Genomic DNA, 25,108 nt, shown 5'->3' with positions numbered 1-25,108 from the left:
AACACGGACAGTTTACGTTGTCCATAAAAAAAGGAAATTAACGAGAAAAGTAATATGTATCCTTTTCCATAACATATATATAAAGATTAAATCAACCTGTATGAACCAGCTACGCTATATATATCGAATCATATTCCTGTTCTTCATATGCTCGTGGGGAATGACTTCGTGTACTGCTTTCGAGGAAGATTTACCCGAATGTCGCTTGTCTGTTAAATTCAAGTACGATTACAATTTGCTTTCAGTCAATGCGTTCCATTCACGGGTGAATAAGGTGGTATTGTATGTTTTCGATAAGGCGGGTAAATACCTTTTTTCTCAGACCGACGAAGGTACTCTGCTTGCTGACGGTAGCTACCGTATGGAAGTGAAGCTACCCGTGGGCGAGTACCGGTTATTGGCTTGGGCGGGTGCGGGTGATTCATATGACATTACGTCGCTCGCCAGAGGCGTGTCGACCATCAATGAGTTGAAATTGAAACTGAAGCGCGAGCAGTCGCTTATCATCAACAGGGCGCTTGAACCGTTATGGTATGGTGAAATTATCAACGTGAACTTCACGGGTGATCACTCCCAGACTGAGATTATCAACTTGATTAAGGATACCAACGTGATTCGTTTCGTGTTCGAGAACAGGGGGACAAACAACTCCTTGGACGTGGACAATTACATTTATGAACTCACCGAATCGAACGGGTACATGGACTATGACAACACGCTGATGACCGACGATACGCTGGGTTATCAACCTTATTACACGGAACAGGTCTCCGCCGACAGGGGTGTTATAGAACTGAATACCATGCGCCTGATGACTGATCGCCTGAATCATTTCTCCGTGAAGGACAAGACGACCGGCACCACGGTATTTAAGGTAGATCTGACTGAGTTTTTTCTTGCACTCCGTCTTGAAGAATACAAAAATAAATGGAGTGACCAAGAGTATCTGGATCGTAAAGATTCCTACGAGGTTGTATTTTTTCTTTCCGGTTCATCGCCAACCAACCCTTGGACGAGTGTAAGTGTCATTGTTAACGGTTGGACGTGGTACATACAACAGGAAGATCTGGTTGGAGAATTGTGATAACGCAAAATAAATCTCTAATACGGAGATGATAATAAGTAATTTAAAATCATTTTAATAAGCGCTATGAAGAAATTTTTGAATACGGGTATAGCAATGTTTTTGGCAACATTGTTCTCCTGTTCCATATCGGAGGACTCGATTAACGGTGATAAAGGGGCTATCGTGCTCAAGGCGAAGCTGGATGATGGTGTCGTTCTTAAAACAACCGCACGCTCGACATCTGCCGCGGGCTATTTTCTAACTATTATGGGTAACGGTTATGGCTACGGTCCCGAGCCATTAACTGAAGGTGCAACGCGGATAAATGATCTCGAGCCCGGGGAATATACTATTACTTTAGTCAGTGGGTTGGAAGTCGAGCACCCGAACTATAATGAACCGGTGTATTTTGCCACGGTCACTGAAGAGGTTATAGCCGGGGAAGTTTCATCCATCTCGTTAACTTGTACACAGGATAACGTGGGGATAAAATTCATTTTCGACGAGAGTGCAACATCTGTTTATCCCCAATTGGTGGCAAAAATCGAGGGGAATGACGGTAAATATCTTGAGTATGAGCCCGAACGTGCGGAAAAACCGGAGCCGGACATCGCTTATTTTCAAGCGCCTTCCACGTTGAAAATTTCTCTCGCTAATGACGGTAATCCAATTAAAATCAAGGGGGAAGACTATGTCGAGATCACAACCGCCAAGAAAGAACTTTGGACGATTACCTTCAAAACAAGTAAAGAAGAGCCGGGAAGTATAGAGATTGAGGCCGATGTTGATAAGGAAACAGATCCTAAAGATGAAGAATGGGGAATTGGCGGAGTCAAGGGTAGGGGTACTTATCTTAATCCTTATTCGGTAGCCGGGGCTATCAATATGTTGCCCGCCCAAGAGGTATGGGTAAAAGGTATTGTTATAGGAAAAGCTACAAGCGTGACTTCACTGGCACGCGTGGATAATAACGAGTATATCCTGATCGGGAAAAAGACCGGGGCGGCAGAGAAGGATTGTATTGTCGCGGTTATTCCAAAAGGAAGTGAAATCGTAACGACATTAATCGAAGGTCGTACCGTTTTGATACAAGGTGATATCAAGGGAGCGGGAGCAGGATTCACCTCGGATGCTGTTGCCGTGATGGATAGAATTACGACCGGGGAAGTGGCGAAAACACTGAAAGATTTTGATTTTGCGGTCGGGTTTGCGATTATGAAAGGAGCTCCTTTGAGCGAAACAGGTTCCGATTACGTGAATATACTGAAATCAAATGCCAAACGGGTTTCGGCTGAAAATAGTATGAAACCCCGTCAGATTTGGCAAGGTGTAGGCGATTATAATTTTACCGAAGCCGATAAGATTGTAAACTTTGCCAAAGCTAATGGCATGACTGTTCACGGGCATACTCTTGTATGGCAATCGCCGAATGATGTTCCCCTCTGGCTCCAACAAATCCCTATCGAAGATAAAACACGGGAACAATGGACAGAATTACTGAAAACCTATATAACAGATGTTGCTACTCATTTTAAAGGTAAAGTGGAAAGTTGGGATGTGGTAAATGAGATTAAATGGCTGACGGAAGCAGATGGTGAGGGTAATTGGTTAAGTCCCGATGATTTTTGGGTTCAACGTGTAGGTAAAGATTATATTAAAATAGCATTCGAGACAGCTCGTGCGGCAGATCCTAACGCTAAACTTTTCTACAATGACTTTGACCTGGAATACGAGAAATATGCTACAAGGCGCAATGGTATATATGCTTTCTTGACTATGCTCCGGGCTGAAGGTGTGCCTATTGACGGCGTAGGTTTGCAGTTTCATATAGATATGTGGTATGATGTTACAATGAACCTTCCGAATACATTACAGATGGCATCGGATTTCGGTTTGGTACATATCTCGGAATTGGATATAAGAATGGAAAAAGAGAGTGAACTCCTCCCTAGTGATTACACGCGGCAGGCGAATATGTACGGGAATATCTTTAAAGCATTTAAAGCACTTGATGAGGCAAAGCAATATGGCTTGACTATTTGGGGAGTAGTAGACGAGCAGTCGTATAGTGATAAATTCCCACTTTTGTTCAATATCGATGATAACGGGAATTATCAACCCAAAGAGGCTTACACGGTGCTCTTGGGACTTATAGAATAAGATGTGATTGATAATAGAGGAGAAAAAAAAGAGACTCGGAAACGTGTTTCTTTTGGGTAGATGCAGGCATTGTGGGATGACTCCTCGCTTTACTTTTTTTTACTGCGTTATGAACTCATCGGACTTCGCCCGAATCCCGGTAAATGTGATTTGAAATGTAACTTTGCCAAGGTTTGCAATTGTGTCGTGTCGAAAAAAGTCAAGATTCCGGCTAACCCGTGAGTGGAAATAATGGAGTGCTCCTATTCCGTGCTGAAGTTTATTCCCGCTTTTCGGGCTTGGGAATGTTGTTGGCGGTAGTTGATGGAATATAATTTCCCGTCTTTCATGAACTTGGCTCCGGTTTGTTTGAACCAGAACGAAACATTTTGCTCCTCGCATATATCGTGTAGTGTCATTATCCAATCGAAATCGCAGGGACGGGCTTCGTTGCCGGATTCCCCACCCGCGACAACCTGCTCGATCCATGAACCGATGTTGTATGGTGTCAGGTCGATTCGTTCCAAGAGCGGTTCGCAGATGATGATTTTGTGTTTTACCGGGGCGGTTTTGTAGATTGGTAAGCGGTAATCCGCCCTGTCCTGATTTTCGACAGTGCAACAGATGGTTACATGATCGTATCCGTCGCCCCAGTCATCGGGCAGGGATGCTTGCAAACGGTCGATGCGTTTGGTTATAATCATAAAGTTTAAATCATTCCGGGTTCGTATCATTTCCCATGCTTCTGTACGCCATTCGTCGGCATCTTCGAGAAAGAAATCGGACGTGAAGCACGTGTAAACCAGCGTTCCCGGTGGGATTTTATATTCTCCGTTCCGTTTTTTCAAGGCGGGTAAGTCAAAGCTCTTGGTTTTGGTGACGATGCTGCTGTCTATACCTCGTTTCGAGTCGCCCCGGTAGACGTAGCAATGCTTGCAACCTGCGCTCAGTTTATGACAGCCGTGCCACGGGTTCCACGTTTTTGATTTCGATTCGATAGCGTTCTTTGTCATTTGTCCGATTTTTTATGTATTCTTGCCGTCATGCAGAGCCATTATATGTTTTTATTGTTGTACAAGCTGATACATGATGCAAAAGTAATCATTAAAAACGGAAGAGAGGATACATCTTGGTATAAGGATGAAGTTGTCCGGGAATGGTGGTCTGTTATGTACTAAATTATATTTCCTTGGATATATTTTCCACTGGATATTTGTTTTATTGGAAAATAAAAGCCATATTTGCATTTCGTCATGAGAAAAATGATAGATGATGTATCACTAAATAAATAATTTGAAGCAATGTCAATAGATAAAAAAAGAAAGGCGGAACCTCTTTGTAGAATAAGAGATATATACCGGTTGATAAATGATTTTGAAGGAGTGCTCCAGAAAAACTTCAAAGTAGGTTTGAATGAAGGAATGTTACTATGTTCATTGTATACTTTGGGGGAATGTTCTTCCGGGAAAGTGGCTGAATTATTAGGACTTACCCTTTCGAATTCATCCAAGGTAATTATATCTGCCGAAAAAAAGGGATTTGTAAAACGTATCATTGGAGAAGTTGACAAACGTCAGATGATTTTTAAACTTACAGACGAAGGGAAAAAATGCATAGAGGCAATTAAATGTGATTCGGATAACATCCTTGAACTTATCACTAAAATAAGAGAAATATAAATTAATAAGAATGAAACATGTAATTATAGGTGGCGTGGCCGGTGGAGCTACTGCCGCGGCCAGAATACGTCGGGCAGATGAATTTGCCGAGATCATACTGCTCGAAAAAGGAAGATATATCTCGTATGCCAATTGTGGTTTACCATACTATATAGGCGGAGTGATTGCCGAACGAGAGAGTTTGTTTTTGCAAACACCTCAATCATTTGGAGAAAGATTTAATGTGGATGTACGTGTCGAAAACGAGGTTATCAGGATTAATCCGCAAAAGAAGAATGTGACGATTCGCAAAAAAGACGGAAGTGAATATGACGAGAGTTACGATAAGTTGTTGCTGTCACCGGGAGCGAATCCTGTCCGTCCGCCGCTTGAGGGGATTGACCTTGATGGTATTTTCACGCTCCGGGATGTAAACGATACCGACCGGATTAAGGATTATATATCGACAAAAGAGGTAAAGCAGGCTGTTGTTGTCGGGGCAGGATTCATCGGTTTGGAAATGGCGGAAAACCTGCACCATGCCGGTGCGCGGGTTTCCATTGTGGAGATGAATGATCAGGTGATGGCTCCTATTGACTTTTCTATGGCGGCTCAAGTACATCAACATCTTTTGCAAAAAGGAGTCGAGCTTTATTTGGAACAAAGTGTCGAGCGTTTTTCGCGGAAAGGCGACCAAATTATGATACATTTTAGGAGTGGTGAAACGCTGTATGCCGATATCGTCATACTTTCAATTGGCGTAAGACCTGCTACGGTACTGGCGAAAGAAGCCGGGTTAAAGATTGGTGAGACGGGCGGTATATGGGTTAGCGAATATCTTGAAACTTCCGTCAAAGATATTTATGCCGTGGGTGATGCTATCGAGTATCCGCACCCGTTGACAGGGAAACCTTGGTTGAACTATCTGGCAAATCCAGCTAATCGTCAAGGGAGGATTGTTGCCGACAATATGGTTTTCGATAATCAAACAAAGTACGAAGGTGCTATCGGCACGAGCATTGCCAAAGTTTTTGATTTAACGGTTGCCTCAACGGGCTTGGCCGCTAAACGATTGAAACAGTTTGATATCCCCTATCGCGAATCATGGACACATTCGGGTTCGCATGCGGGTTACTATCCCGATGCCCTGCCTTTAAGTATAAAGCTTACGTTTGATCCTCAAAGTGGTAAGCTATACGGGGGACAGTGTGTCGGTTACGATGGTGTGGATAAACGTATCGACCAGATAGCCCTAACTATCAAAAAAGGCGGAACCATATACGATCTTATCAAGATAGAGCACACGTACGCTCCGCCCTTTTCATCGGCAAAAGATCCTCTCGCCATAGCGGGCTATGTGGCAAGTAACATTCTTAGCGGGGCGATGCCCGGTATGACGTGGCGACAGCTTCAACATGTGAACCGAGATGAGGTAATGATTATCGACCTCCGTACTAAAGACGAATTCTCGATGGGGTATATTCCGGGTGCTGTCAACATTCCTTTGGGTGAGCTTCGTCGCCGAAGTTCCGAAATTCCTGTCAATAAACCGATTCTACTGTATTGCGCTATCGGTTTGCGAGGTTACCTTGGCACAAAAATACTTCTGGCACGAGGATATTCAAACGTGCGCAACTTGTTGGGCGGATATAAAACCTATGCCACTGCGGTTGCTCCGGTTGAACGGGGCGAACCGGTTATACTGCCCGACCGAAAGAATGAAAACATAGAGCAACAGGATACGAGAGCTGAAATTAAGACCGTAAGGATAGATGCCTGTGGGTTGCAATGTCCCGGTCCCGTGTTGCGACTGAAACAAGCGATGGATAAGGTTGACGAGGGAGAACGGGTTGAGATTGTTTCTACCGATGCGGGATTTGCGCGTGATGCCCAATCTTGGAGTAATTCAACCGGTAATTCGTTGATTTCCATGTCTGAAGAGCGGGGGAGATTCACTGTTGTTATAGAGAAAGGAAATGCCAAATCTTGTGAAACGGTAACTTCCCGTGACAGTAAAGGTAAAACCTTGATTATGTTCAGCGATGACCTCGATAAAGCGTTAGCTACCTTCGTGCTTGCCAACGGGGCTGCTGCCACGGGTGAAAAAGTGACAATATTTTTTACTTTCTGGGGACTTAACGTGATCAAGAAAACGGATAAACCGAAAGTTAAGAAGGATATCCTCGGTAAAATGTTCGGTATGATGCTTCCCTCAAATTCTCGTAAATTGAAACTATCGAAGATGAATATGTTTGGTATGGGCGGTCGCATGATGCGCTACATTATGAAACAAAAAGGGATTGAATCTCTCGAATCGCTGAGGGAGCAAGCCTTGGAACAGGGAGTCGAGTTCATAGCTTGCCAGATGTCGATGGATGTAATGGGTGTAAAAAAAGAAGAGTTATTGGATGACGTCACTATTGGTGGTGTCGCAACCTATATGGAGCGGGCAGATAAAGCAAATGTCAACCTATTTATATAGAATTTTTATGGTCAAGATTCCCCTTTTTTAAGTATTATTTTCCATCGAAAGAATAGAGATGCTTAATATTAGATACTAAGAACTGCCAACATGGTAGTTCTTTTTTTTGAGGTAAAATAGAATGTTGAATGTTTTTCCATAGCGTGTTTGTTGCTCCATTTGTTCTTTTATTTGCAACGCAATCAAGTTATTAGGTTCTTTGTACCACCTTTTCGGGTGGTACAAACTATATTACGTGTCAATGTTAGATTATTATAGTTTGTAATATCCCCCGGTTTTTGGTGCGCCTCTAAATTCAATTTTGCCTTCTGATTTGAGTGTTCGGATATGTCGTTCAACGGTTGTTTTACTTCTCTCAAGTCGTTCCATGAGTTCAATCACGTTTATCCCGCTGTTTTTTGTTATTATTTCTAATATGAGAGTTTTAGTGTTTACACCTTCATTTCGATAATTTACACCTTCACTTTCACTATTTACACCTTCATTTCGATAATTTACACCTTCACTTTCACTATTTACACCTTCATTTCGATAATTTACACCCTCTCCTTGATTTACCCTCTCGTTTATACCGCCATTTACACCCTCATTTTCGTTTATACCGTCATTGATTGGGTTGTACGGGATAACAAGTTTAAACACGTCCCCCTCTTCAATGACAGGAGTCGAGTTTTTCACGTACAGGGGGCAATACTTGTACATTCTGCGAATACCGGAACCGAGTTCTTCCATCCAGCCTAGCTGCCTGAAGAAATTGGCTATTGTCGGGTTTTTGGGATGAGGTTTAAGATTGTCCAGGTAAATTCGTCCGTTCATATAGGGACGGTTCCAGTTTTCCGTGACAACAGTATCCTTGTATATCGTCAGCGTTGCCGGGAACGCGTTAGAAAATTCACGATGCACGAGAAGGTTGGCGACAACTTCCCTGAAAATCATATCTCGTAAACTAATACGTTGCGTTCCTTCAAGATATGCTCGTTCGGGAAGGTATTTGTGAATAAAAGCCAGTAGCCTGTAATATGCGCCCATGAGATTACAGCGTATATCATCCCTGTCGTCATACAGTTCCGTGTCTTGTATCCTACAAAGGGCATCTGTTTTGTAATGAGGGAGTACACTCGCCAGCGTGTTTTCCTTGCCAAAAAGTAAAGCGGCGGCTAACGTGTATCCTTCTTTCCCGGTGTTGGCGTCTTTCAATTTCATCCGGGCGGACTTGAGAATTTCCTCGTTCGTCATGCTTCCCCACGGGTGATCGATTCTGTTTGTCTTGACAAGTTTTTTCGCGAGTTCAAACTGTTCGTCCTCGAAATCGCTCATGTCCAGATAGGGGAACACTTTATTCTCGGTGTAACATTCCTGCTTGCGGATATAGAGATCGGTTATTAATTTTTGATTCGAGAGTTTGAAATCCCCATCCTCGTTACGGTCGTAAGTATTGCCCTTGTAACTATGTGGTTGCGAGCTTTCCGGCACGTATATATAAATGATTTTTTTGTCGTCAATGTCAATGACTTCTGTTGCCAAATAAAACGTGGGCGTGATGATTTGGGGATTATTCATATCCTTAGCCAGCGTGTCGAGTTGCGTGGGGATAGAGGCTTCGTTCACTCCCGTGATCGTTTTATCATCTTTCACCCCGAGTAGTATGTGTCCGCCCCGGCGATTGAGGAAGGCGCAAATCGTCTCGTAAACAGACCGGGCAAGGGAGTTGTAGGATTCCTTGAACTCCACCTCTATTCCTTCTCCCTTGGCGATTAATTGTTTTACTTGTTCTGTTGTCATGTTTTCATCGTGTTTCGCTGTTGTTCTACAAATGTACAAAATATTTCTAGAATATTGCTTTGAAATAGGTTAAGTGATAAACACGCAAAGATAACACATTGAGCTCTGATCCACCTAATTTTTCACGTGAGCCATTTCTTGGCTTGAAAAGTACAAAGAAAAAACCTGCAAGTGTTTGATACTTACAGGTTTGTCTTTTTCTCGTCGCCTTTTGGCTTTTTGTGGCTGTGGGCGCTGAGGGATTCGAACCCCCGACCCTCTGGGTGTAAACCAGATGCTCTGAACCAGCTGAGCTAAGCGCCCGTGTTGCTTGATTGCGGATGCAAATGTAGTGCATTTTTTGAATACTGCAAAAGATTCGAAATATTTTTTCCAAGAAAAATAGATAAAGATAATTTTTTAGGAACAGAGGAATTGAGAAAAGAGTGAACTTTTATGTGTAAGAAGCGATGTAATGTGTTGAATATTTGTCGAGTGGAGGTAGCAGTTATATTAGATTCTTCCGAATATCCCAAGGTTATCCTACCGTAATAATATCTCATGAAACTTACTGGACGGTTATATCTTACTTGCATCACCTATCGGTAACGGTGATGTAAGCGGGAGATAAGCTACCTGTGACCGTGTAGAGGTAGTAGAACTTTAGGAATAGGGTATGAATATACTATTTGGAGCATAACGTGGCAGAAATATGAGAATTGTCCGATAATTTAAAAATATGAATTGATATATTAAAAAACGAATTTGAGGACTTGATTTTTTTTGTGAGCTTGCTTAATTTTGCGAACTGATTATTTTATAATTCTTAAACGAAAAGAAAGATGAAAAATTTGTTATGGGCAATAATAGCCATGGTAATGTGCTTATTTGCAGCTTGTAGTGATGATGATGATGACAAAACTCCGCAAGGGCCGACGATGACATACGCCGGGAAATTACCTTCCAAAGTCGGGAATTACTCTTTCGTGTATGATGACAACGGTCGCTGTGTTCAAGTTAAAAGCGGTTCTTATGTGTTGGGAGAGATTGATTATGACAAGGGAATTTTAATCTCTGATGACGAGGAGGCTAAAGTGTCGTTTACCGGTAAGGGATATATCAAAAGTATTAAAGCATCGTGGGATTATAAGGATGAAGATGGTAGTTATAAAGGAAGTGGAGAGATTTCTTTTTCTTATAACGGAGATGGTCAGCTAACGTCTTATTCGGAATCTTCTAGCGAGAGTGGTAAGGAAGACGGGGAAAGTTTTTCTTATAAGGGGACTTATAAAGCTACCTACATGTGGAAAAACGGAAACTTGGTTAAGGTTGTGACCGAGGAGATGGACACGGAGGATGGTGAGAAGTCGGAAGCCGGTTCCACTTGCACGATTGAGTATGGCGACCAGAAAAATGAACTGGGGCAATACTCTGTGGGATTAGCAGACGTTCTTGACATGGAGGATGCGGATATTTTCGCGTATGTCGGAATGCTGGGAAAGGCATCGTCTTATTTCCCGGTTTCATACACGGAGGAGTGGTACGAGAAAGATTCGGATGGATACGAAAACGAGGGGAAGCATGACAGTAATATGACATACTCTTTCAATTCAGATGGGACCATTGCAACGGAGTATGTCAATGGAAGATCATATAATTATTCTTATATCACCTATGATGAAGATGATTCTTTAGGACGGTCTTCAGTGTTCGAGGATAATTCTGATGCCAAGAGTTTGAATTTCCGTTCATTCTTTATGCGTCACCGTGGTAGAAAGTAGTTTTTAGAAATTTTGGAAACGAGTATCCATTTTTGAACGTGGATACTCGTTTTTTTATTCTTGTTTCTTTTTTACTTTGTCGATAAATATCGTGTCGAAAAGTTCTCCGCGGGTGAGTTTGCCGTTTTGAAGGCAAATGGCTTCAATTCGCCCTCTTGCGCACAGCGTTTGTTCCGGGAGCTTGTAGATGTCTTCAAAGAATACCAGTTTGACTCCTTCTCTTTCGTAGGCGACTTTCACGACAAAACGGTCACTGCCCCGGAGCGGGTGTTTGTAGGAGATGTCGATACGGGCGACCATGACGTCGATGCCTTGGTCGTGTAGGGCGGAAAAGCTGGTTCCGGTGGTTTCCAAAAATTCATGACGGGCATGCTCCATGTAGTGCTGGTAGTTGGAATTATTTACCACGCCTTGCAGGTCGCACTCGTAGTCCCGTACTTTCATTTCTATTTCAAATTCAAATTCTCTCATGATTATAAGCCTAACGATTCGTTGATAAGAATGATTTTTACCCGTTTCCGCGGGAATGATTTCTCTGTAATGGTCCACGTGTTGCATATCCGGTCGGCACTCTGGCAATTCATGCAGGTTTTGGTTTTCTGGCAAGGAGTATGCAGGTTCGTGTGACGGATGGCATTCAATGGTGCTGCCACGGTGCGGATGCGTTCCATGGCTTGCTCGATGTTCTCGACAATTTTGTTGGTACCGATAAAAAGAGCGACGTGCTCGGGGCCGAAAGTGAGTCCCGCTACCCGGTTGCCTACCATGTCGATATTGACAAGTTGTCCTTGTCGCGTGAGGGCGTTCGTGCCCGTGAGGAACAGGTCGGCGTGGAGGGCTTGGCGACGCCAGTAAGTTTTCTGTGCCCGGCTATATCCTTCTTGAAAGGTGCGGATGAGGATGCATTCGGGATTATTGGCGATCTCGTCCAAAACGCCAGTGGCTTTCATGGTCATGGAATCTCCCCACGACACGGTGGCGGGTTTTATTTTCTCGAAAATCTCCTTGAAGAAAATTTCTTTTGCTTCTTCCTTGTTTTCGGCGTAATAAACCTCGAAATGGTTGCTTTCCAAGGCTTTTATCGTGCGGGTTATGATTTCTTTTTCCATAGAGTCGTTTTTTTATTGTTTTCGCCCGTAGAGCTTTTTACTCAAGATGTTACAAGATGTAATGCAACTTTTTGTATGCCGGACACGTTATTGTGTTTGAAGTAACAAAGATAGTGAATCGTTGATTTTTTTGTATTTTCGCGAGAGATATTCTGTTCTGAAATGAATTATTAATCAATTAAAACCTTGATGATGAGGAAAGTGTTTTTGCTTTTACTTTTGGTGGCTTGTTACACGGGAGTTTTCGCGCAGTTGGCGTTGAAGTCTGAGAAAGGGGATTTTGAGGCACGTTTGATTGGTCGGGCGTTGTTTGACGGGGGAGTGTTTTTTAGTGATAAGACTTCGTTGGGAAATGCCGCGGAGGTGTATGATTTGAGGCTGGGGACGGTGGTGCGTTTCCTTGAGCGTTGGACTGGGAAGATTGAAGTGGGATTTGCCAAGAGCAAAGTATCCATGAAAGATATTTTTATAGAATACCGTGACGGGAAGAATCTGTTCCGGGTGGGACATTTTTTTGAACCTTACTCGTTGGAGTATCGCATCGGGAGTTCGGATATGAAGTTCAACGGGGCGGCAGTGACCGGAATCGCTTTCGGCGACCGTCGTAAGTTGGGAGCGAGTTACACGTACAATGTCGACCTCTTGAATATTTCTGCCGGGGTATTTAGCGATAAAGATGTGGATAACACGGAGAAAGGTGACGAGGGATATGCTTTGTCGGGGCGGGTACTGTATCGTCCTTATCTGAATGGCGAAGACGTGATGCATATCGGGTTTTCTTCCCGGTTTAGCGCGTTAGGGGACGCGGAGGAGAGTAAGGTGGTGTATTCTGCCGGGGCTCCTTCCAATTTGATTCCGGAGAAGTTTTTGCGTGCCGACGTGACGGATGCTATCAATGAATGGCGGTTCGGTGCGGAGGTTGTCATGGTGCTTGATAAATGGTACGTGCAGGGCGAATACTTGTTGGCTCACGTGAATCGTCGGGCGGCAGTGGAGAATTATAATGGCGACGGTTGGTACGCGCAGGTCGGTTATGCTTTGTTGAACGGGCGTTACGCTTATAATAAAGAGAGTGGTATGGCGGTTGCCCCGGGAGAAAAGTGCTTGGAGCTTTTGTGTCGTTATAATATCACGAATATGAACGATAAAGATGCCGGAATCATGGGGGGCAAGCAAAATGACTTGTCTGTCGGTGGTATTTATTATTTTAATAAATACGTTTCGGCAAAGATGAGTTATAGTCTGGTGAGTTTGGATAAACATGCTCAAGAGGGAGGGAAACAGACGTTTAGTATGATTCAAGGGAGAATCCAGTTGAGCTTCTAAACAATTGAAAATTGAAAGTTGAAAGTTGAAAATTGAAAATGAAGGGATTGCTTCGGGCGGCAAGGGGAGTAGTGTTGGAATGTGGGGTGAAATCTAAAATCTAAAATTTAAAATCTAAAATTATTCGATGCGTGTTTGTATAGCGGAAAAGCCGAGTGTGGCGAAAGAGATTGCGGAGGTGTTGGGAGCCAAAGTGCGTCGGAATGGTTATTTCGAGGGGAATGACTATTGCGTGACGTGGACATTCGGGCATCTTTGTTCGTTACAGGAACCGCACGAGTACACGGAAAAGTGGAAGTTCTGGAATTTGTCGGTACTGCCGATGATTCCGTCCTCGTTTCGAATCAAGTTGATTGATGACGAGGGGATTAAACGGCAGTTTGCTGTTATCGAGGAGTTGTTCAATCGGGCGGAGATGGTGATAAACTGCGGTGATGCCGGACAGGAGGGAGAGTTGATACAACGATGGGTGATGACAAAAGCGAAGTGCAAGGCTCCGGTGAAACGGTTGTGGATTTCGTCGTTGACGGAAGAGGCAATCAAGGAGGGGTTTGATAAGTTGATGGACGCGAAGGATTTTGACACGTTGTACGCGGCGGGTTCGGCAAGGGCTATCGGTGATTGGTTGTTGGGAATGAATGCCACGCGGGCCTACACGTTGCGTTACGGTAACGGGAAAAACGTGTTGTCAATCGGGCGGGTACAGACGCCCACGTTGGCGTTGCTCGTGGACAGGCAAAAGGCGATAGAGCAGTTCAAACCCGAAACTTATTGGGAGGTGCGGACGGATTACCGGGGAGGTTGGTTTTCTTACACGAAAGGACGTTTCACGGTGAAAGAGGAAGCGGAAGGCTTCATGCAGGAGATTACGCCCTTGGAGTTGGAAATCAAGAGTTCGGAACGCAAAAAGGCAATGGAGCATCCCCCGAAATTGTTTGACTTGACATTGTTGCAGGTGGAGTGTAACCGGAAGTTTGCTTTCTCGGCAGACACGACGTTGAAAGTGATACAGTCGCTTTACGAGAAAAAATTGACGACTTATCCCCGTGTGGACACGAATTTTTTACCGAATGATATATACCCGAAGGCACCGGGAATACTGAAAGGGTTAAAACCTTACGCGACATTGGTTGACGCCGTGTTGAACGGGGGAAAGTTGCGAAAATCGGCGAAGGTATTCAATGATAAGAAAATCACGGACCACCACGCTATCATTCCTACCGGGGTGTTCAGTTATGACATGACGCCCGACGAGAAGCGGGTGTACGATTTGGTTGCCCGACGTTTTATCGCGGTGTTCTACCCGGATTGTGAGATTGCCAATACAACGGTGATGGCGCAAGTGGGTGAACATGAATTTAAGGCGACCGGGAAACAGATTATTAATCCTGCATGGCGGGTGGTGTTTCCGGCGGCATCCAACAAACAGAGTGACGAGAACGTGTTGCCCGTGTACGAGGTGGGGGAGAAAGGACCACATACGCCGGAGTTGCAGGAGAAAGAAACGCAGCCGCCGAAGTATTACACGGAGGCAGATTTGTTGCGTGCCATGGAAACTGCCGGGAAACAGGTGGAGGACGAGGAATTGCGGGACTTGATGAAAGAGAACGGGATTGGGCGACCATCTACGCGGGCGGGTATTATCGAAACGTTGTTAAAGCGGGGATATATTCGCAAGGATAAGAAGCGACTGGTGGCGACGTCAACGGGAGTGGAGTTGATTGACACGATACAGAATGATTTGTTGAAGTCGGCGGAATTGACGGGACAGTGGGAGAAGAAGTTGCGGATGATAGAGGACGGGACTTATCAGATTGCTGATTTTATGGAGGAGTTGAAGGTGATGGTGAATGAGCTGGTACATGTTGTCAAATGTTCGCCCCGGAAGGCAATCACGGTGGAGGTGACCGAGGAAGTGAAAAATGAGGAACCGAAAAAGGAGAAAACTCCCCGGAAGAAAAAGGAGCCCGCGGAGCCTGTCGTGCTGAAATGCCCGAAGTGCGGGAACGGCGACGTAATCAAGGGACGGACTGCTTGGGGGTGTAGTTTGTACCGGAAGTCATGTGATTTTCTTGTTCCCATGGAATTTTTTGGGAAAAAATTAACACAGAAGCAAGTCGAGGCGTTGGTGTTAAAGTCTAAAACGGGTGTGTTGACCGGTTTTAAAAACGAGGATGGCAGTACGTTTAGCGGTGTTTTGCGTTTGGACGACAGTTGCAAGGTGGTCGTGGATAAGAAATAGGGTGTATTAAATCTATCTTAAATCCTTTTTCCAAGGACGTGTTATCGGTTTTTATTCTTTAGATTTGTGAAACGATAACATAAATGAAGAAAACAATGAGATGGAAATCATATTGTTTTCATGATATTGAATCACTAAATCGTGAATCACAGAACGTGTAAATCCCTGTCGCTTGGCGACATTTTTAGATGAGCGGACCTTAGGGATGTGGTCCGCTTTTCTTATTCCACGTCGTGGCCGAAGGGTGTCAGGGCTAGTCCGGCGAGTTTAAAATGCTGCATGCCGAAGGGGATGCCGATGATGGTGATGCAGAAGATTACCCCGAAGAGTATGTGCGACAGGAATATCCATATCCCGCCGATAAAGAACCAGATGACATTCATCAAAAAGGACAGACAACCGCTGCTTTGTGGAATATCGACAACCTTGCTGCCGAACGGCCATAGTGCCAACACGCCGAGTTTTAAGGTTTGCAACCCGAAAGGGATACCTATAATAGTGATGAATAGTCCCACGCTGGAAACGAAGTATTCAATGGCGATGAATAGTCCGCCGAAGACTACCCAGATAATATTTCCTAAGATTTTCATGTTTATTGTATTAATATTTAAATAGCCTCACCAAAGATACGATAAAGAAAACAAAAAGGAAAATAATGTCGTAAGAATATGGAGTTTATAAGGTTCATAAGGTTTGTAAGGTTCATAAAGTGGATGAGCTACCAAACAAATGTTTTTTGGAAAGAACTTTATAAACTTTATGGACTTTATGAACTTTATAAACTGATTATATGATTGAGCATTTGACCAAGGATAGCTTTAAACAGAAAGTGTTTGACTACCAAGATGGCGGGAGGTATAAGTTTGAGGGGGAGCGTCCTGCATTGATAGATTTTTACGCGAACTGGAGCGGCACGTGTAAGACCATTGCCCCGATTCTGGAGGAGTTGAAGCGGGAGTACGAGGGGAAGATTGATATTTATAAGGTGGATAGTGAAGTGGAACGGGAGCTGGCACGGGCGTTTCGGGTACATAGTATTCCTACCTTGCTGTTCGTGCCCATGCTGGGGCAGCCGCGATTGGGACGGGGGGCTCTGTCGAAAGGGGAATTGAAGAAGTACGTGAGGGAAGTTTTTAACGTGTAGGCGTTTGCCTTCGGCAAGTTGGCAGGTTACAGGCTGTTTGACTGTGCAGAGCCTGCGGGAATGTTTTTCATTTTCACGTTTTTTCATTTTACCATTTATATTATTACCTTTGCGGCTTGTTTTTAACAAGGTAGCATTATGGAAAAGGTGTTCAGTCCGAAGCTGTTCGGTTTAATTAAAGATGGTACCGTGAAGAAGAATCTTTCTAAGGATATTCTCGCGGGAGTAGTAGTGGGAATCGTGGCGATTCCGTTGGCAATTGCGTTTGCCGTGGCTTCCGGGGTATCTCCGGAGAAAGGTATTATAACGGCTATCGTTGCCGGTTTTTTGATTTCGTTGCTGGGAGGAAGCCGGGTACAAATCGGTGGTCCCACGGGTGCTTTTATTGTTATTGTTTACGGGATTATCCAACAGTACGGGATTGACGGTATGATTATCGCCACGATATTGGCGGGGGTGATTATGATTGGATTCGGGTTGTTACGGTTGGGTACGTTGCTGAAATTTATTCCGCATCCCTTGATTGTCGGTTTTACTTCAGGAATCGCTTTGGTGATTTTCTCGACGCAGATATCCAACGCCTTGGGGTTGACGATTGCGGATTTACCGAGTAGTTTTATCGGGAAATGGGGAGCTTATTTCAGTAATATCAACACGGTGAATTGGTATGCCGTGGGAATCACGGTCGTGACAATATTGATTACCGTGTATATGCCGAAGATTACATCACGGGTTCCGGGTTCTTTCGTGGCGATATTGGTTATTACTCCTCTTGCTATGTTTTTGCCGGAGAACTCGGTGACGACTATCGGGTCGTTGTTCGGGGAGATTAAGTGTAATTTCGCTCCGACTTTTCCGACGATAGATTGGGGGAATTTGTCTTATTACCTGCAACCGGCACTGACGATTGCCATACTGGGCTCGATTGAGTCGTTGCTGTCCGCCGTGGTGGCTGATGGTATGATTAGTGGTCGTCATCGTTCCAACACGGAGTTGATAGCGCAAGGTATTGCCAATATAGCCTCTCCTTTGTTCGGGGGAATCCCTGCCACGGGAGCTATTGCCCGTACGGCAACTAACGTGAAAAACGGGGGGCGTACCCCGGTGGCGGGAATGACGCATGCCGTGGTTCTGTTGTTGATTATGTTGTTTTTCGGGAAATGGGCTTCTTTGATTCCCATGTCCTGTTTGGCGGGTATTTTAATCGTGGTTTCTTATAACATGAGTGAATGGCGGTCGTTCCGTTCCATATTGCGGGCTTCGGTGTTCGACGTGGTGATTTTGCTGGTGACGTTCTTCTTGACCGTGTTGGTCGATTTGACCGTGGCTATCGAGATAGGGGTTGTGCTGGCGGCACTCTTGTTCATGAAGCGTATGGCGGATAATGCGCCGAAAGAGATTACCGGGGCAACCAATCTGGACCAAGATATCTCTGAGAATTACAAGGATTTACCGAAAGGTTTGGGTATATACGAGATTAGCGGGCCGTTTTTCTTCGGTTCGGCTAAGACTTATTGCGAAACAATTCGTAACTTGGGCGTGAATTATAGTGTGTTGATTATCCGTATGCGGCATGTGCCGTTCGTGGATTCTACCGGGTTGAAAAACCTGAAAGAAACTATTCTACAGTTGACAAAGGAGAACACGAGAATCGTGTTGTCGGGAGTAAGTGAACCGGTGAAGAAAGATTTGTTGAAAGGCGGAATCGGCGAACTTGTCGGGGTCGGGAATATTTACCCGAAGTTCGATATGGCTTTGAGTGCGGCAAAGGAGATGGTCGAGAATAATTAAAAAGATAATATATGAGCGGATTTTTTGGCTGTGTATCTCGTAAGGATTGTGTGGCAGATGTGTTTTATGGTACGGATTACCATTCTCACTTGGGAACGAAGCGTGCCGGTATGGCTTTTTATAACGGGGTGGATTTTAATCGTTCTATCCATAGTTTGGAAAGTGCTTATTTCCGGAATAAGTTCGAGCCGGAGTTGGACAGGTTTTCGGGTTCTACGTTGGGAATCGGGATTATCAGCGATATGGAGTCGCAGCCCATCACGGTGACCTCGCATTTGGGACGTTTCGCGGTTGTGGTCGTGGGGCGTTTGGATAATTTGGACGAGATAGTGGCTCGTTTTTTGGAAGAGCGAAAGCATTTTGCCGAGTTGTCCAGTTCCACGGTGAACCCGACAGAGGCGGTCGCTATGTTGATTAATTCCGGTAATACTTTTAGAGAAGGTATCGAGAACGTGTACAATACGGTCAAGGGGTCGTGTTCTTTTTTGGTATTGACGGAAACCGGAATTTATGCCGCTCGCGATAAATATGGCAGGACGCCCATCGTGTTGGGGAAAAATGAATTCGGGTATGTGGTGGCAAGCGAAAGTTCATCGTTCACGAATCTCGGGTATTCTATCGTGCGTGATTTGGGACCGCGGGAGGCTTTGCATATCACTCGCGACGGGATTACGCAGATTACCGAGCCGGGGTGCAAGAAACAGATTTGTTCCTTTTTGTGGGTGTATTACGGTTACCCGTCCTCTTATTACGAGGGGATAAACGTGGAGGATGCCCGTTACCGTTGCGGTGCGGCTATTGCCGCGAATGACGACGTGGAGGTGGATTACGCTGCCGGGATTCCGGATTCGGGCGTGGGACACGCTATCGGTTATTCCAATGCCCGTCATATCCCGTATAAACGACCTTTCGTGAAGTACACGCCCACGTGGCCGCGTAGTTTTATGCCGCAAAATCAAGCGATGCGTGATTTGGTGGCGAAAATGAAACTGTTGCCGAACGAGGCGTTCACTCGCGATGCGAAGATTTTATTCTTGGATGATTCGATTGTCCGGGGTACGCAGTTGAAGGATAACGTGGTGAAATTGCGGGAATGCGGGGTGAAGGAAGTGCATATGCGTATTGCTTGCCCGCCGTTGGTGTACCCTTGCGTGTTTTTGAATTTCTCTTCTTCCCGTTCGAATTTTGATTTGTTTACCCGTCGGGTGATTCGGGATTTAGAGGGTACGTCCGATTTGACGGAAGAGATTTTAAAACCGTATACGGACCCCGATTCGGAGAAGTACAAGAAGATGCTGGAGGTGATGGCTCAGCATTTGCAATTGGATTCGCTGAAATTCCAACGCTTGGAGGATATCGTGAAGGCTATCGGGTTGCCGAAGGAGGAGCTTTGCACGCATTGTTGGGATAATTCGTCTTATATGTAAGAAGATTTGGGTAATATAGAAAATGACCGGGGAATTACATCTCCGGTCATTTTTTTACTTGATTATTCCATCGGAATAACATTCTTTATTTATTTCGATGAGCCATTCCCTTACTTCCCCGGCTTCGATTGCGGGTAATATTTCGGAAACTTCTTCCCAATCAAAATGAGTGATATAAAGGATTCTGTCGTGCTCGTTCACGCCGGCAACGTATATTCCGTCTTCACTGCCTTCTCCCCCGATATAGGCATCGTACGCCAGAGTTTTCATTGCTTCCAAAACAGCCTGTATGCATATTTGCCGTGCTTCTTCGAAATTTTCAACCGTGAGTTCCATTTATTTTTTCTTGTATTTAGCGATGATTTCTTTAATCACTTTTTCTGTCAGTGCTCCTTCACCATTTTCCCCGTGAGGATTGCCTTGCCAGCGTACAATTCCTTCCGGGTCTATGATGATTACCATGGGTATGCTTTCACCTCCATATCGACCGAATAGTTCGCACTTGGGGTCAGTGGCTTGATAAAATTCTATAGGCGTGTATTTTTCATTCCTTTCTTTTTTTATTTTTTCAATTTGTTTGACTCCTTTTTCCAAGCTAGCTTTAGACTGTAAGGCGATGGCAATGAAAACAGCCTCTTTTTTGAATATTTTGGCGAATTCATTCATGTGGGGGGTAAACTTCACGCAGGGACCGCAACCAGTGGACCAAAAGTCAAGAATGATGAATTTGCCCGTTGTATCGGGCTTTTCGGTTAACCATTCTTTGACTTGTAATGCGGGAGCTTTTTTCCCTAACATGGGTCTGTCCCAGTCAAATTCCTCATTCTCTTGGGAAAAAGAGGATGTGATAGCGAAAAAGGTGGATAAAAATAGTAATAATTTTTTCATGTTTAAATCTTTATAAATAATGAATTATGATTTCTTGGATTTGCGTGACTTTTTCTTCTGTTGATAGTCTTTGAAGAATTGTTCCAGTTTCTCCTCTGTCAAGTTGAATATATTCTTTTCCCCTTGACCTTCTTTGAGCACATAGCCTTCCCATACAACGGTTCCTTCCGGGTCAATCAAGTAGCTCGTGGGCCAGCCTTCGAGTTTAAATATATTGTCAATTGTGGCCAAATCGACAATACCGCTATAGTATTGGATGTACGGATCGACCATTAATTTCACGAGGTTTGCTTCTTCACAGGTTAACCCGATCACTTGAAGTTGTTTCTTGTATTTTTTAGCCAGATGATTCTGATAGGGAACCGTGCGGTGTGTTACGGGATAAGCCATGATACACCAGAAATCAACGAGGATGAATTTCCCTTTTAATTTCGGTTGTTTACTAATCCACTCTTTCACGGTGAAGTCTGGAAAACGTTGTCCTTTAAAGGACGGTTGGCGTTTCCATTGTGCTTGAATCCCGAAGCTGAATAGACACAGCAATAAGCTGGTGATAAGTATTTTTCTCATTTTTTCTTATAGTGTTTTTTGATTAATTTTTTCAAGAATTTCTCCGTGATGGTTTCTCCTTCCAGCAAGGGGAAACCTTCATAAATCACTTTTCCCCGGGGATCTATAATGTAACAGTAGCCGGGGATTTTGATTTTGAAGTTCTTCACGGCTTCCGGGGCGTAAGCGTAAGGAAATTCTAATGCCGGTTCGATGTCTGAAATGAATTCGGGTGCATCATCCGATAAACCGATAATATTCAATTTATCCCCAAATTCTTTCGCGAATTTGTTGAAACGAGGAATGTCAATGTAAGCGGCTGTCGGATTAGAGGTAGACCAAAAATATAGTAATGTTAATTTTTTGTCACTCTTTTTGCTCTCCCGGTTGATCCATTTTTGTACAGGGTACTCCGGAGCCATTTTTCCTAAAAGAGTTGGGGGACGCAAAGCATCAACACTTTCTTGTTCTTGGGCGGAGCATAGGGCTGCGAATAGTAGCCCGACAAGTAATAACCAAATTTTCATCATTCTAGTATTCATTTATTTGTTTGTTATTTAGCATCCCGTACAAAGCGTACGGAAAGCATTTTACCTTTATCGATAGTGAGCCGCGCTATTTTACCGGAATTGTAACTTATCTGGCGGCAATAATGGAGATTGCTCTCTTCTGCTTCCGGGGTTGCCGTCCAGTAAAAGCCATATACATAAGTGAAATAAAAACCGTCATTATCTCCCATGCCTCCGGTACGCAGGTTTATCATGGAGCCTTCTTCTTCTTGTAATAGTGTACCGACTGGATTTCCTCTCCAATCGGTTGCGTTTAAATCGGTATTTGACATTCCCATTGCTTTTTCCAATGATTGCCAGTCTTCATCCGTCGGGATGCGCCAGCCTTCCGGACAGAGGATGGATGCTTTTTCGTAGGTATAAAGGCACCCGAATGTTTCGTAATTTTGTTTTTTCTCGATTTCCATATCAATGGGATTTCTGTCGGGGTCATGGCTTATTTCGCATCCGTTTGACGTCGACCATCGGTCTACACTGATGTCGATATTCAAGTTGGTTGTCATCCACTCCAAATTGCCGTAGCGTACCCACGGGAATTCAATTTCTAATTCCTCGTCTTCATATTCGACTACGCCTTTGAACACTCCCTGTGCTTCCGGTTCGATTACCGGTATTTGATTATCGTCATCGTCCGAGCAAGCCCAGCTTAAGGTCAATAAACCGATGACAATGGCTATAAATCGTCTTTTCATATATGTCTTTGTATAAATGTTTAATTTAAAAATTGAAACCACCTTTAATCAAAAGTTGTTTGAGCATATCATACTTTTTAATTACCAAGGGGTAGTCGCCATACTCGGCTTTAAAGTCTTCTTCGGAGCCCTCGAGAATTGCCGTTAGATATATATCTAAATCAGAATCCATACTATCCACTTCAAAATATTCGTACCCGTCATAATAAAAGGATAAAATTCCTGTTGCCATAATAAACTCTTCCTCACTCCAGAAGTCATACTGGTAATCATAGAAATATTTGCCATAATACTCTTTGCCGGGAGCGTAGAATTCTTGTAATTTATCTCCTGTCAAATATTGGTTTAGGGTGGATTTGACTATTTTTTGGGCAAATTCTTCCGGTTCTTCCTGTAACAGCGATATCGAAATCGCTAAAGCCCGGGGACCGAAATAGAAGTCTTGTTCTGCTCCTGAATCCCAGAAGCCATCGGTATCTCCTTCTTCAATCCAATACGTGTAGGAGGTGAGGTTATCTATCAACAAGAAAGAATAGGGATAATAGTTCTTGTTCAAGACTGGTAAAATATATTTTTTGACTAATTCAACAGCCTCTTTTTGTTTTTCGTAACCCGATAGATTCGTGAATGAGAATACCCATTCTGCAGAACTGTTTACACCATATGATAAGTCTATTAATTCTGTGTTATATAATGGATTACCATACACATCAGTGCCGATATATTCATGTTTCAGCGTGTCCGTGAATAATAGATAACATCCTGTTTCCTCGTGAAATTTTCGACGTAATTCCGACGTGAGGTCTGTGGCTCCTTCTGCCGGGGCGAATAAGTTCGGGAGCGGGGCGTTAGGTTGCAGGCTATCTTCTTTTTCGCACGAAAAACAGCTTAATAAGATAATTCCGTAAAGGATATATGCTTGTAACTTTTTCATGATTATAGATAAAATTGGTTTATGGATATATGGGTTCTTTCGTTTCTTGGGTTAGGAGTCAATTCTTCGAACTGAATTACCTCGTAAGGAATTTGTAGTGTCCACGACGGGTCGCCGGCTTTGAGTTCGTATGTGTACATCGTTGATAGAGTATTCCAGTTGCCCCATTCCGTGTAGGTGTTACGAATGGCTCCGGTGAAAGTTTTTTTCTCGCTCACGGTATATCGGCGAAGGTCAAACCAACGATGTCCCTCGAAGCATAATTCCCGCCGTCTTTCTGTACGAATTTCTTCTATCAAGTCGTCGCCGGACAAAGTTGTTGCGTCGAATGAATTCATTTCAAGGCGGTGTTCACGCAAGTGGTCTAAAGCCTCGCGGGCTGCAGTTTCGTTGTTCCCTCCCATGCATGCGTATGCTTCTGCTAAATTCAACCAAGCCTCAGCGGTTCGGAACAAGAAATTATCCGATACATTGGCCGTGTATTGGTTTTCCTTTCTCACGTATTTGTTACAATACCAATATAAGTCACTCCAATTTTCTTCATTGTTGCAAACAAAATGTTCTTTACGCAAGTCACCCTCTTTATAGCATGCTTTCAAATCTTCAGAGGCACTAAGTCCTTTTTGTGCGGTTGTAATTATTGCTTGTATACCATTTCCTCCCATGGAAAAGATGGTTTCGGGGGAGCTTGCCTCGGCAAAAGCTTTTGAACCGTCAAATGTGTTCAAATCAATTAAATCCGATTGTAAATCCAGACATAATTGAGCGTATTTGGCGGCTTCTGCCCAGTTTTGCATATAAAGATATACCCGGCTTTGCAACAGACGTACGGCTGTCAGGTTAGCCCGGTAGATGGATTTGCGGGCGATGCCTTCCAAGTTAGTTGCCGCTTGTTCCAAATCTTGAATGATTAGGGAATACACGGTTGCCAATGATTCACGAGGGAACATTTTATCTTCAATCACGGGACTGGTTTTCACGGGTACCCCTAAAGCGGTTGCCGCATTGGCAGGCTGATACGGTTGTCCGTACAAGTTCACAAGGGTGAAATAGTAAGCTGCCCGTAAGAAATAGGCTTCCCCGCGAATACGTGCCACGGCTTGTTTGTCCTCGTCTGTTTCCGCAGATTGTTTATCAATCTCGAAAAGTATCATGTTGGCAGTGTTGATATGTTTATATAATTTGTTCCAGTCTGTATCTTCTGCTTTTGTTGTCAATTTATCCGGGTTTAATCCGATCCGGTATTGCCAAGTAATGTATCCGAAAAATTGTTTTTGGAATAAAGAATAACTGGTTTGCCAATTAACGCTTTCGGTATTTTCTTGGGTTTCATCTGCCATCATATGGATGTATGGGTAATAAACCTTGTCTAAATTCATGTCATAATATTCGGTTGCCATGTAAGTTTCCCCGATCAATAACTCGTCCAAATCCGAGTAACCTCGCACGTAAGCTTGGTCCAATGAATACTCTTTCAAAAAATCCGAACAGGAAGTGAACAGTAACCAAAGCAAACCTGTTAAATAAATATATTTCATAATCTACTTTTT

The 25,108-nt window shown here is 43.9% G+C and carries 22 protein-coding genes and 1 tRNA gene; 10 read left to right on the top strand and 13 right to left on the bottom strand.

What is annotated here, in order from left to right:
• Window positions 1-100 precede the first annotated feature (100 nt).
• Complete coding sequence (locus tag CS948_RS05200) at window positions 101-1,084, top strand: FimB/Mfa2 family fimbrial subunit (RefSeq protein ID WP_099290654.1); 984 nt, start codon at window positions 101-103, stop codon at window positions 1,082-1,084.
• Between the two features lie 66 nt (window positions 1,085-1,150).
• Entirely contained in the window at window positions 1,151-3,226 is a 2,076-nt protein-coding gene (locus CS948_RS05195; RefSeq protein ID WP_099290653.1) for an endo-1,4-beta-xylanase, read from the top strand.
• Between the two features lie 242 nt (window positions 3,227-3,468).
• On the opposite strand, the gene CS948_RS05190 is transcribed toward CS948_RS05195, so the two are convergent.
• The gene (locus CS948_RS05190) at window positions 3,469-4,218 is read right to left on the bottom strand and encodes a DUF5131 family protein (RefSeq protein WP_099290652.1); all 750 of its coding nucleotides are present in this window, start codon (window positions 4,216-4,218) and stop codon (window positions 3,469-3,471) included.
• A 288-nt stretch (window positions 4,219-4,506) separates the two neighbouring features.
• Here CS948_RS05190 and CS948_RS05185 point away from each other — a divergent pair, with 288 nt between their 5' ends.
• Both CS948_RS05185 and CS948_RS05180 read left to right on the top strand, forming a co-directional pair.
• Window positions 4,507-4,884, top strand: a complete 378-nt coding sequence (locus CS948_RS05185; RefSeq protein WP_099290651.1) for a MarR family winged helix-turn-helix transcriptional regulator — start codon at window positions 4,507-4,509, stop codon at window positions 4,882-4,884.
• A gap of 10 nt (window positions 4,885-4,894) precedes the next feature.
• A complete protein-coding gene (locus CS948_RS05180; protein ID WP_099290650.1) occupies window positions 4,895-7,345 on the top strand; it encodes a DsrE/DsrF/DrsH-like family protein in 2,451 nt (816 codons plus the stop codon).
• Window positions 7,346-7,597: 252 nt separating this feature from the next.
• Here CS948_RS05180 and CS948_RS05175 read toward each other — a convergent pair whose 3' ends face one another.
• Window positions 7,598-9,127 (bottom strand): RNA-binding domain-containing protein, encoded by a 1,530-nt coding sequence (locus CS948_RS05175; protein WP_099290649.1) that lies wholly within the window; start codon window positions 9,125-9,127, stop codon window positions 7,598-7,600.
• A 228-nt stretch (window positions 9,128-9,355) separates the two neighbouring features.
• A tRNA-Val gene (locus CS948_RS05170) sits at window positions 9,356-9,430 on the bottom strand.
• A gap of 518 nt (window positions 9,431-9,948) precedes the next feature.
• Between CS948_RS05170 and CS948_RS05165 the strand changes: the two genes are divergently transcribed.
• Window positions 9,949-10,887 carry a DUF4595 domain-containing protein gene (locus CS948_RS05165; protein ID WP_255301862.1) on the top strand — a complete coding sequence of 313 codons (939 nt, stop codon included), beginning with the start codon at window positions 9,949-9,951 and terminating at the stop codon, window positions 10,885-10,887.
• Between the two features lie 54 nt (window positions 10,888-10,941).
• Here CS948_RS05165 and CS948_RS05160 read toward each other — a convergent pair whose 3' ends face one another.
• Complete coding sequence (locus CS948_RS05160) at window positions 10,942-11,358, bottom strand: thioesterase family protein (protein ID WP_176554927.1); 417 nt, start codon at window positions 11,356-11,358, stop codon at window positions 10,942-10,944.
• Between the two features lie 2 nt (window positions 11,359-11,360).
• Complete coding sequence (locus CS948_RS05155; RefSeq protein WP_099290647.1) at window positions 11,361-11,996, bottom strand: lactate utilization protein; 636 nt, start codon at window positions 11,994-11,996, stop codon at window positions 11,361-11,363.
• 192 nt (window positions 11,997-12,188) lie between these two features.
• On the opposite strand from CS948_RS05155, the gene CS948_RS05150 reads away from it, so the two are divergent.
• Together CS948_RS05150 and CS948_RS05145 are read left to right on the top strand one after the other, a co-directional pair.
• The gene (locus CS948_RS05150) at window positions 12,189-13,322 is read left to right on the top strand and encodes an OprO/OprP family phosphate-selective porin (RefSeq protein ID WP_176554926.1); all 1,134 of its coding nucleotides are present in this window, start codon (window positions 12,189-12,191) and stop codon (window positions 13,320-13,322) included.
• A gap of 127 nt (window positions 13,323-13,449) precedes the next feature.
• A complete protein-coding gene (locus tag CS948_RS05145; protein WP_099290645.1) occupies window positions 13,450-15,564 on the top strand; it encodes a type IA DNA topoisomerase in 2,115 nt (704 codons plus the stop codon).
• A 221-nt stretch (window positions 15,565-15,785) separates the two neighbouring features.
• Here the strand turns inward: CS948_RS05145 and CS948_RS05140 are convergent, their stop codons facing one another.
• The gene (locus tag CS948_RS05140) at window positions 15,786-16,154 is read right to left on the bottom strand and encodes a YccF domain-containing protein (protein WP_099290644.1); all 369 of its coding nucleotides are present in this window, start codon (window positions 16,152-16,154) and stop codon (window positions 15,786-15,788) included.
• Window positions 16,155-16,354: 200 nt separating this feature from the next.
• On the opposite strand from CS948_RS05140, the gene CS948_RS05135 reads away from it, so the two are divergent.
• From CS948_RS05135 to CS948_RS05125, 3 genes are all read left to right on the top strand, one after another.
• Window positions 16,355-16,708 carry a co-chaperone YbbN gene (locus CS948_RS05135; RefSeq protein WP_099290643.1) on the top strand — a complete coding sequence of 118 codons (354 nt, stop codon included), beginning with the start codon at window positions 16,355-16,357 and terminating at the stop codon, window positions 16,706-16,708.
• Between the two features lie 138 nt (window positions 16,709-16,846).
• Entirely contained in the window at window positions 16,847-18,499 is a 1,653-nt protein-coding gene (locus tag CS948_RS05130; RefSeq protein WP_099290642.1) for a SulP family inorganic anion transporter, read from the top strand.
• An 11-nt stretch (window positions 18,500-18,510) separates the two neighbouring features.
• Window positions 18,511-19,926 (top strand): amidophosphoribosyltransferase, encoded by a 1,416-nt coding sequence (locus CS948_RS05125; RefSeq protein WP_099290641.1) that lies wholly within the window; start codon window positions 18,511-18,513, stop codon window positions 19,924-19,926.
• A 54-nt stretch (window positions 19,927-19,980) separates the two neighbouring features.
• Here CS948_RS05125 and CS948_RS05120 read toward each other — a convergent pair whose 3' ends face one another.
• Genes CS948_RS05120 through CS948_RS05090 form a run of 7 tightly spaced genes read right to left on the bottom strand, consistent with a single transcriptional unit; the run spans window position 19,981 to window position 25,096 of the window.
• On the bottom strand, window positions 19,981-20,262 hold the full coding sequence (locus CS948_RS05120; RefSeq protein WP_099290640.1) for a hypothetical protein: 282 nt from the start codon (window positions 20,260-20,262) through the stop codon (window positions 19,981-19,983).
• Window positions 20,263-20,814, bottom strand: coding sequence for a TlpA disulfide reductase family protein (locus CS948_RS05115; protein WP_099290639.1), 552 nt, complete (start codon window positions 20,812-20,814; stop codon window positions 20,263-20,265).
• 24 nt (window positions 20,815-20,838) lie between these two features.
• On the bottom strand, window positions 20,839-21,384 hold the full coding sequence (locus CS948_RS05110) for a redoxin domain-containing protein (RefSeq protein WP_099290638.1): 546 nt from the start codon (window positions 21,382-21,384) through the stop codon (window positions 20,839-20,841).
• Complete coding sequence (locus CS948_RS05105) at window positions 21,381-21,893, bottom strand: redoxin domain-containing protein (RefSeq protein ID WP_176554925.1); 513 nt, start codon at window positions 21,891-21,893, stop codon at window positions 21,381-21,383. The genes CS948_RS05110 and CS948_RS05105 overlap by 4 nt, the downstream gene beginning before the upstream one ends.
• 23 nt (window positions 21,894-21,916) lie before the next feature.
• Window positions 21,917-22,624 (bottom strand): fibrobacter succinogenes major paralogous domain-containing protein, encoded by a 708-nt coding sequence (locus CS948_RS05100; protein ID WP_099290636.1) that lies wholly within the window; start codon window positions 22,622-22,624, stop codon window positions 21,917-21,919.
• Between the two features lie 25 nt (window positions 22,625-22,649).
• Window positions 22,650-23,558: a hypothetical protein gene (locus tag CS948_RS05095; RefSeq protein ID WP_099290635.1), complete on the bottom strand. Its 909-nt coding sequence runs from the start codon at window positions 23,556-23,558 to the stop codon at window positions 22,650-22,652.
• 2 nt (window positions 23,559-23,560) lie between these two features.
• Window positions 23,561-25,096 (bottom strand): RagB/SusD family nutrient uptake outer membrane protein, encoded by a 1,536-nt coding sequence (locus tag CS948_RS05090; protein ID WP_099290634.1) that lies wholly within the window; start codon window positions 25,094-25,096, stop codon window positions 23,561-23,563.
• Between the last annotated feature and the right edge of the window lie 12 nt (window positions 25,097-25,108).

The sequence above is a fragment of the Butyricimonas sp. Marseille-P3923 genome, from assembly GCF_900184685.1.
Classification (GTDB): domain Bacteria; phylum Bacteroidota; class Bacteroidia; order Bacteroidales; family Marinifilaceae; genus Butyricimonas; species Butyricimonas muris.
The sequence above is the reverse complement of the archived record's forward strand: the minus strand, read 5'-3'. Positions and strand labels throughout refer to the sequence as shown.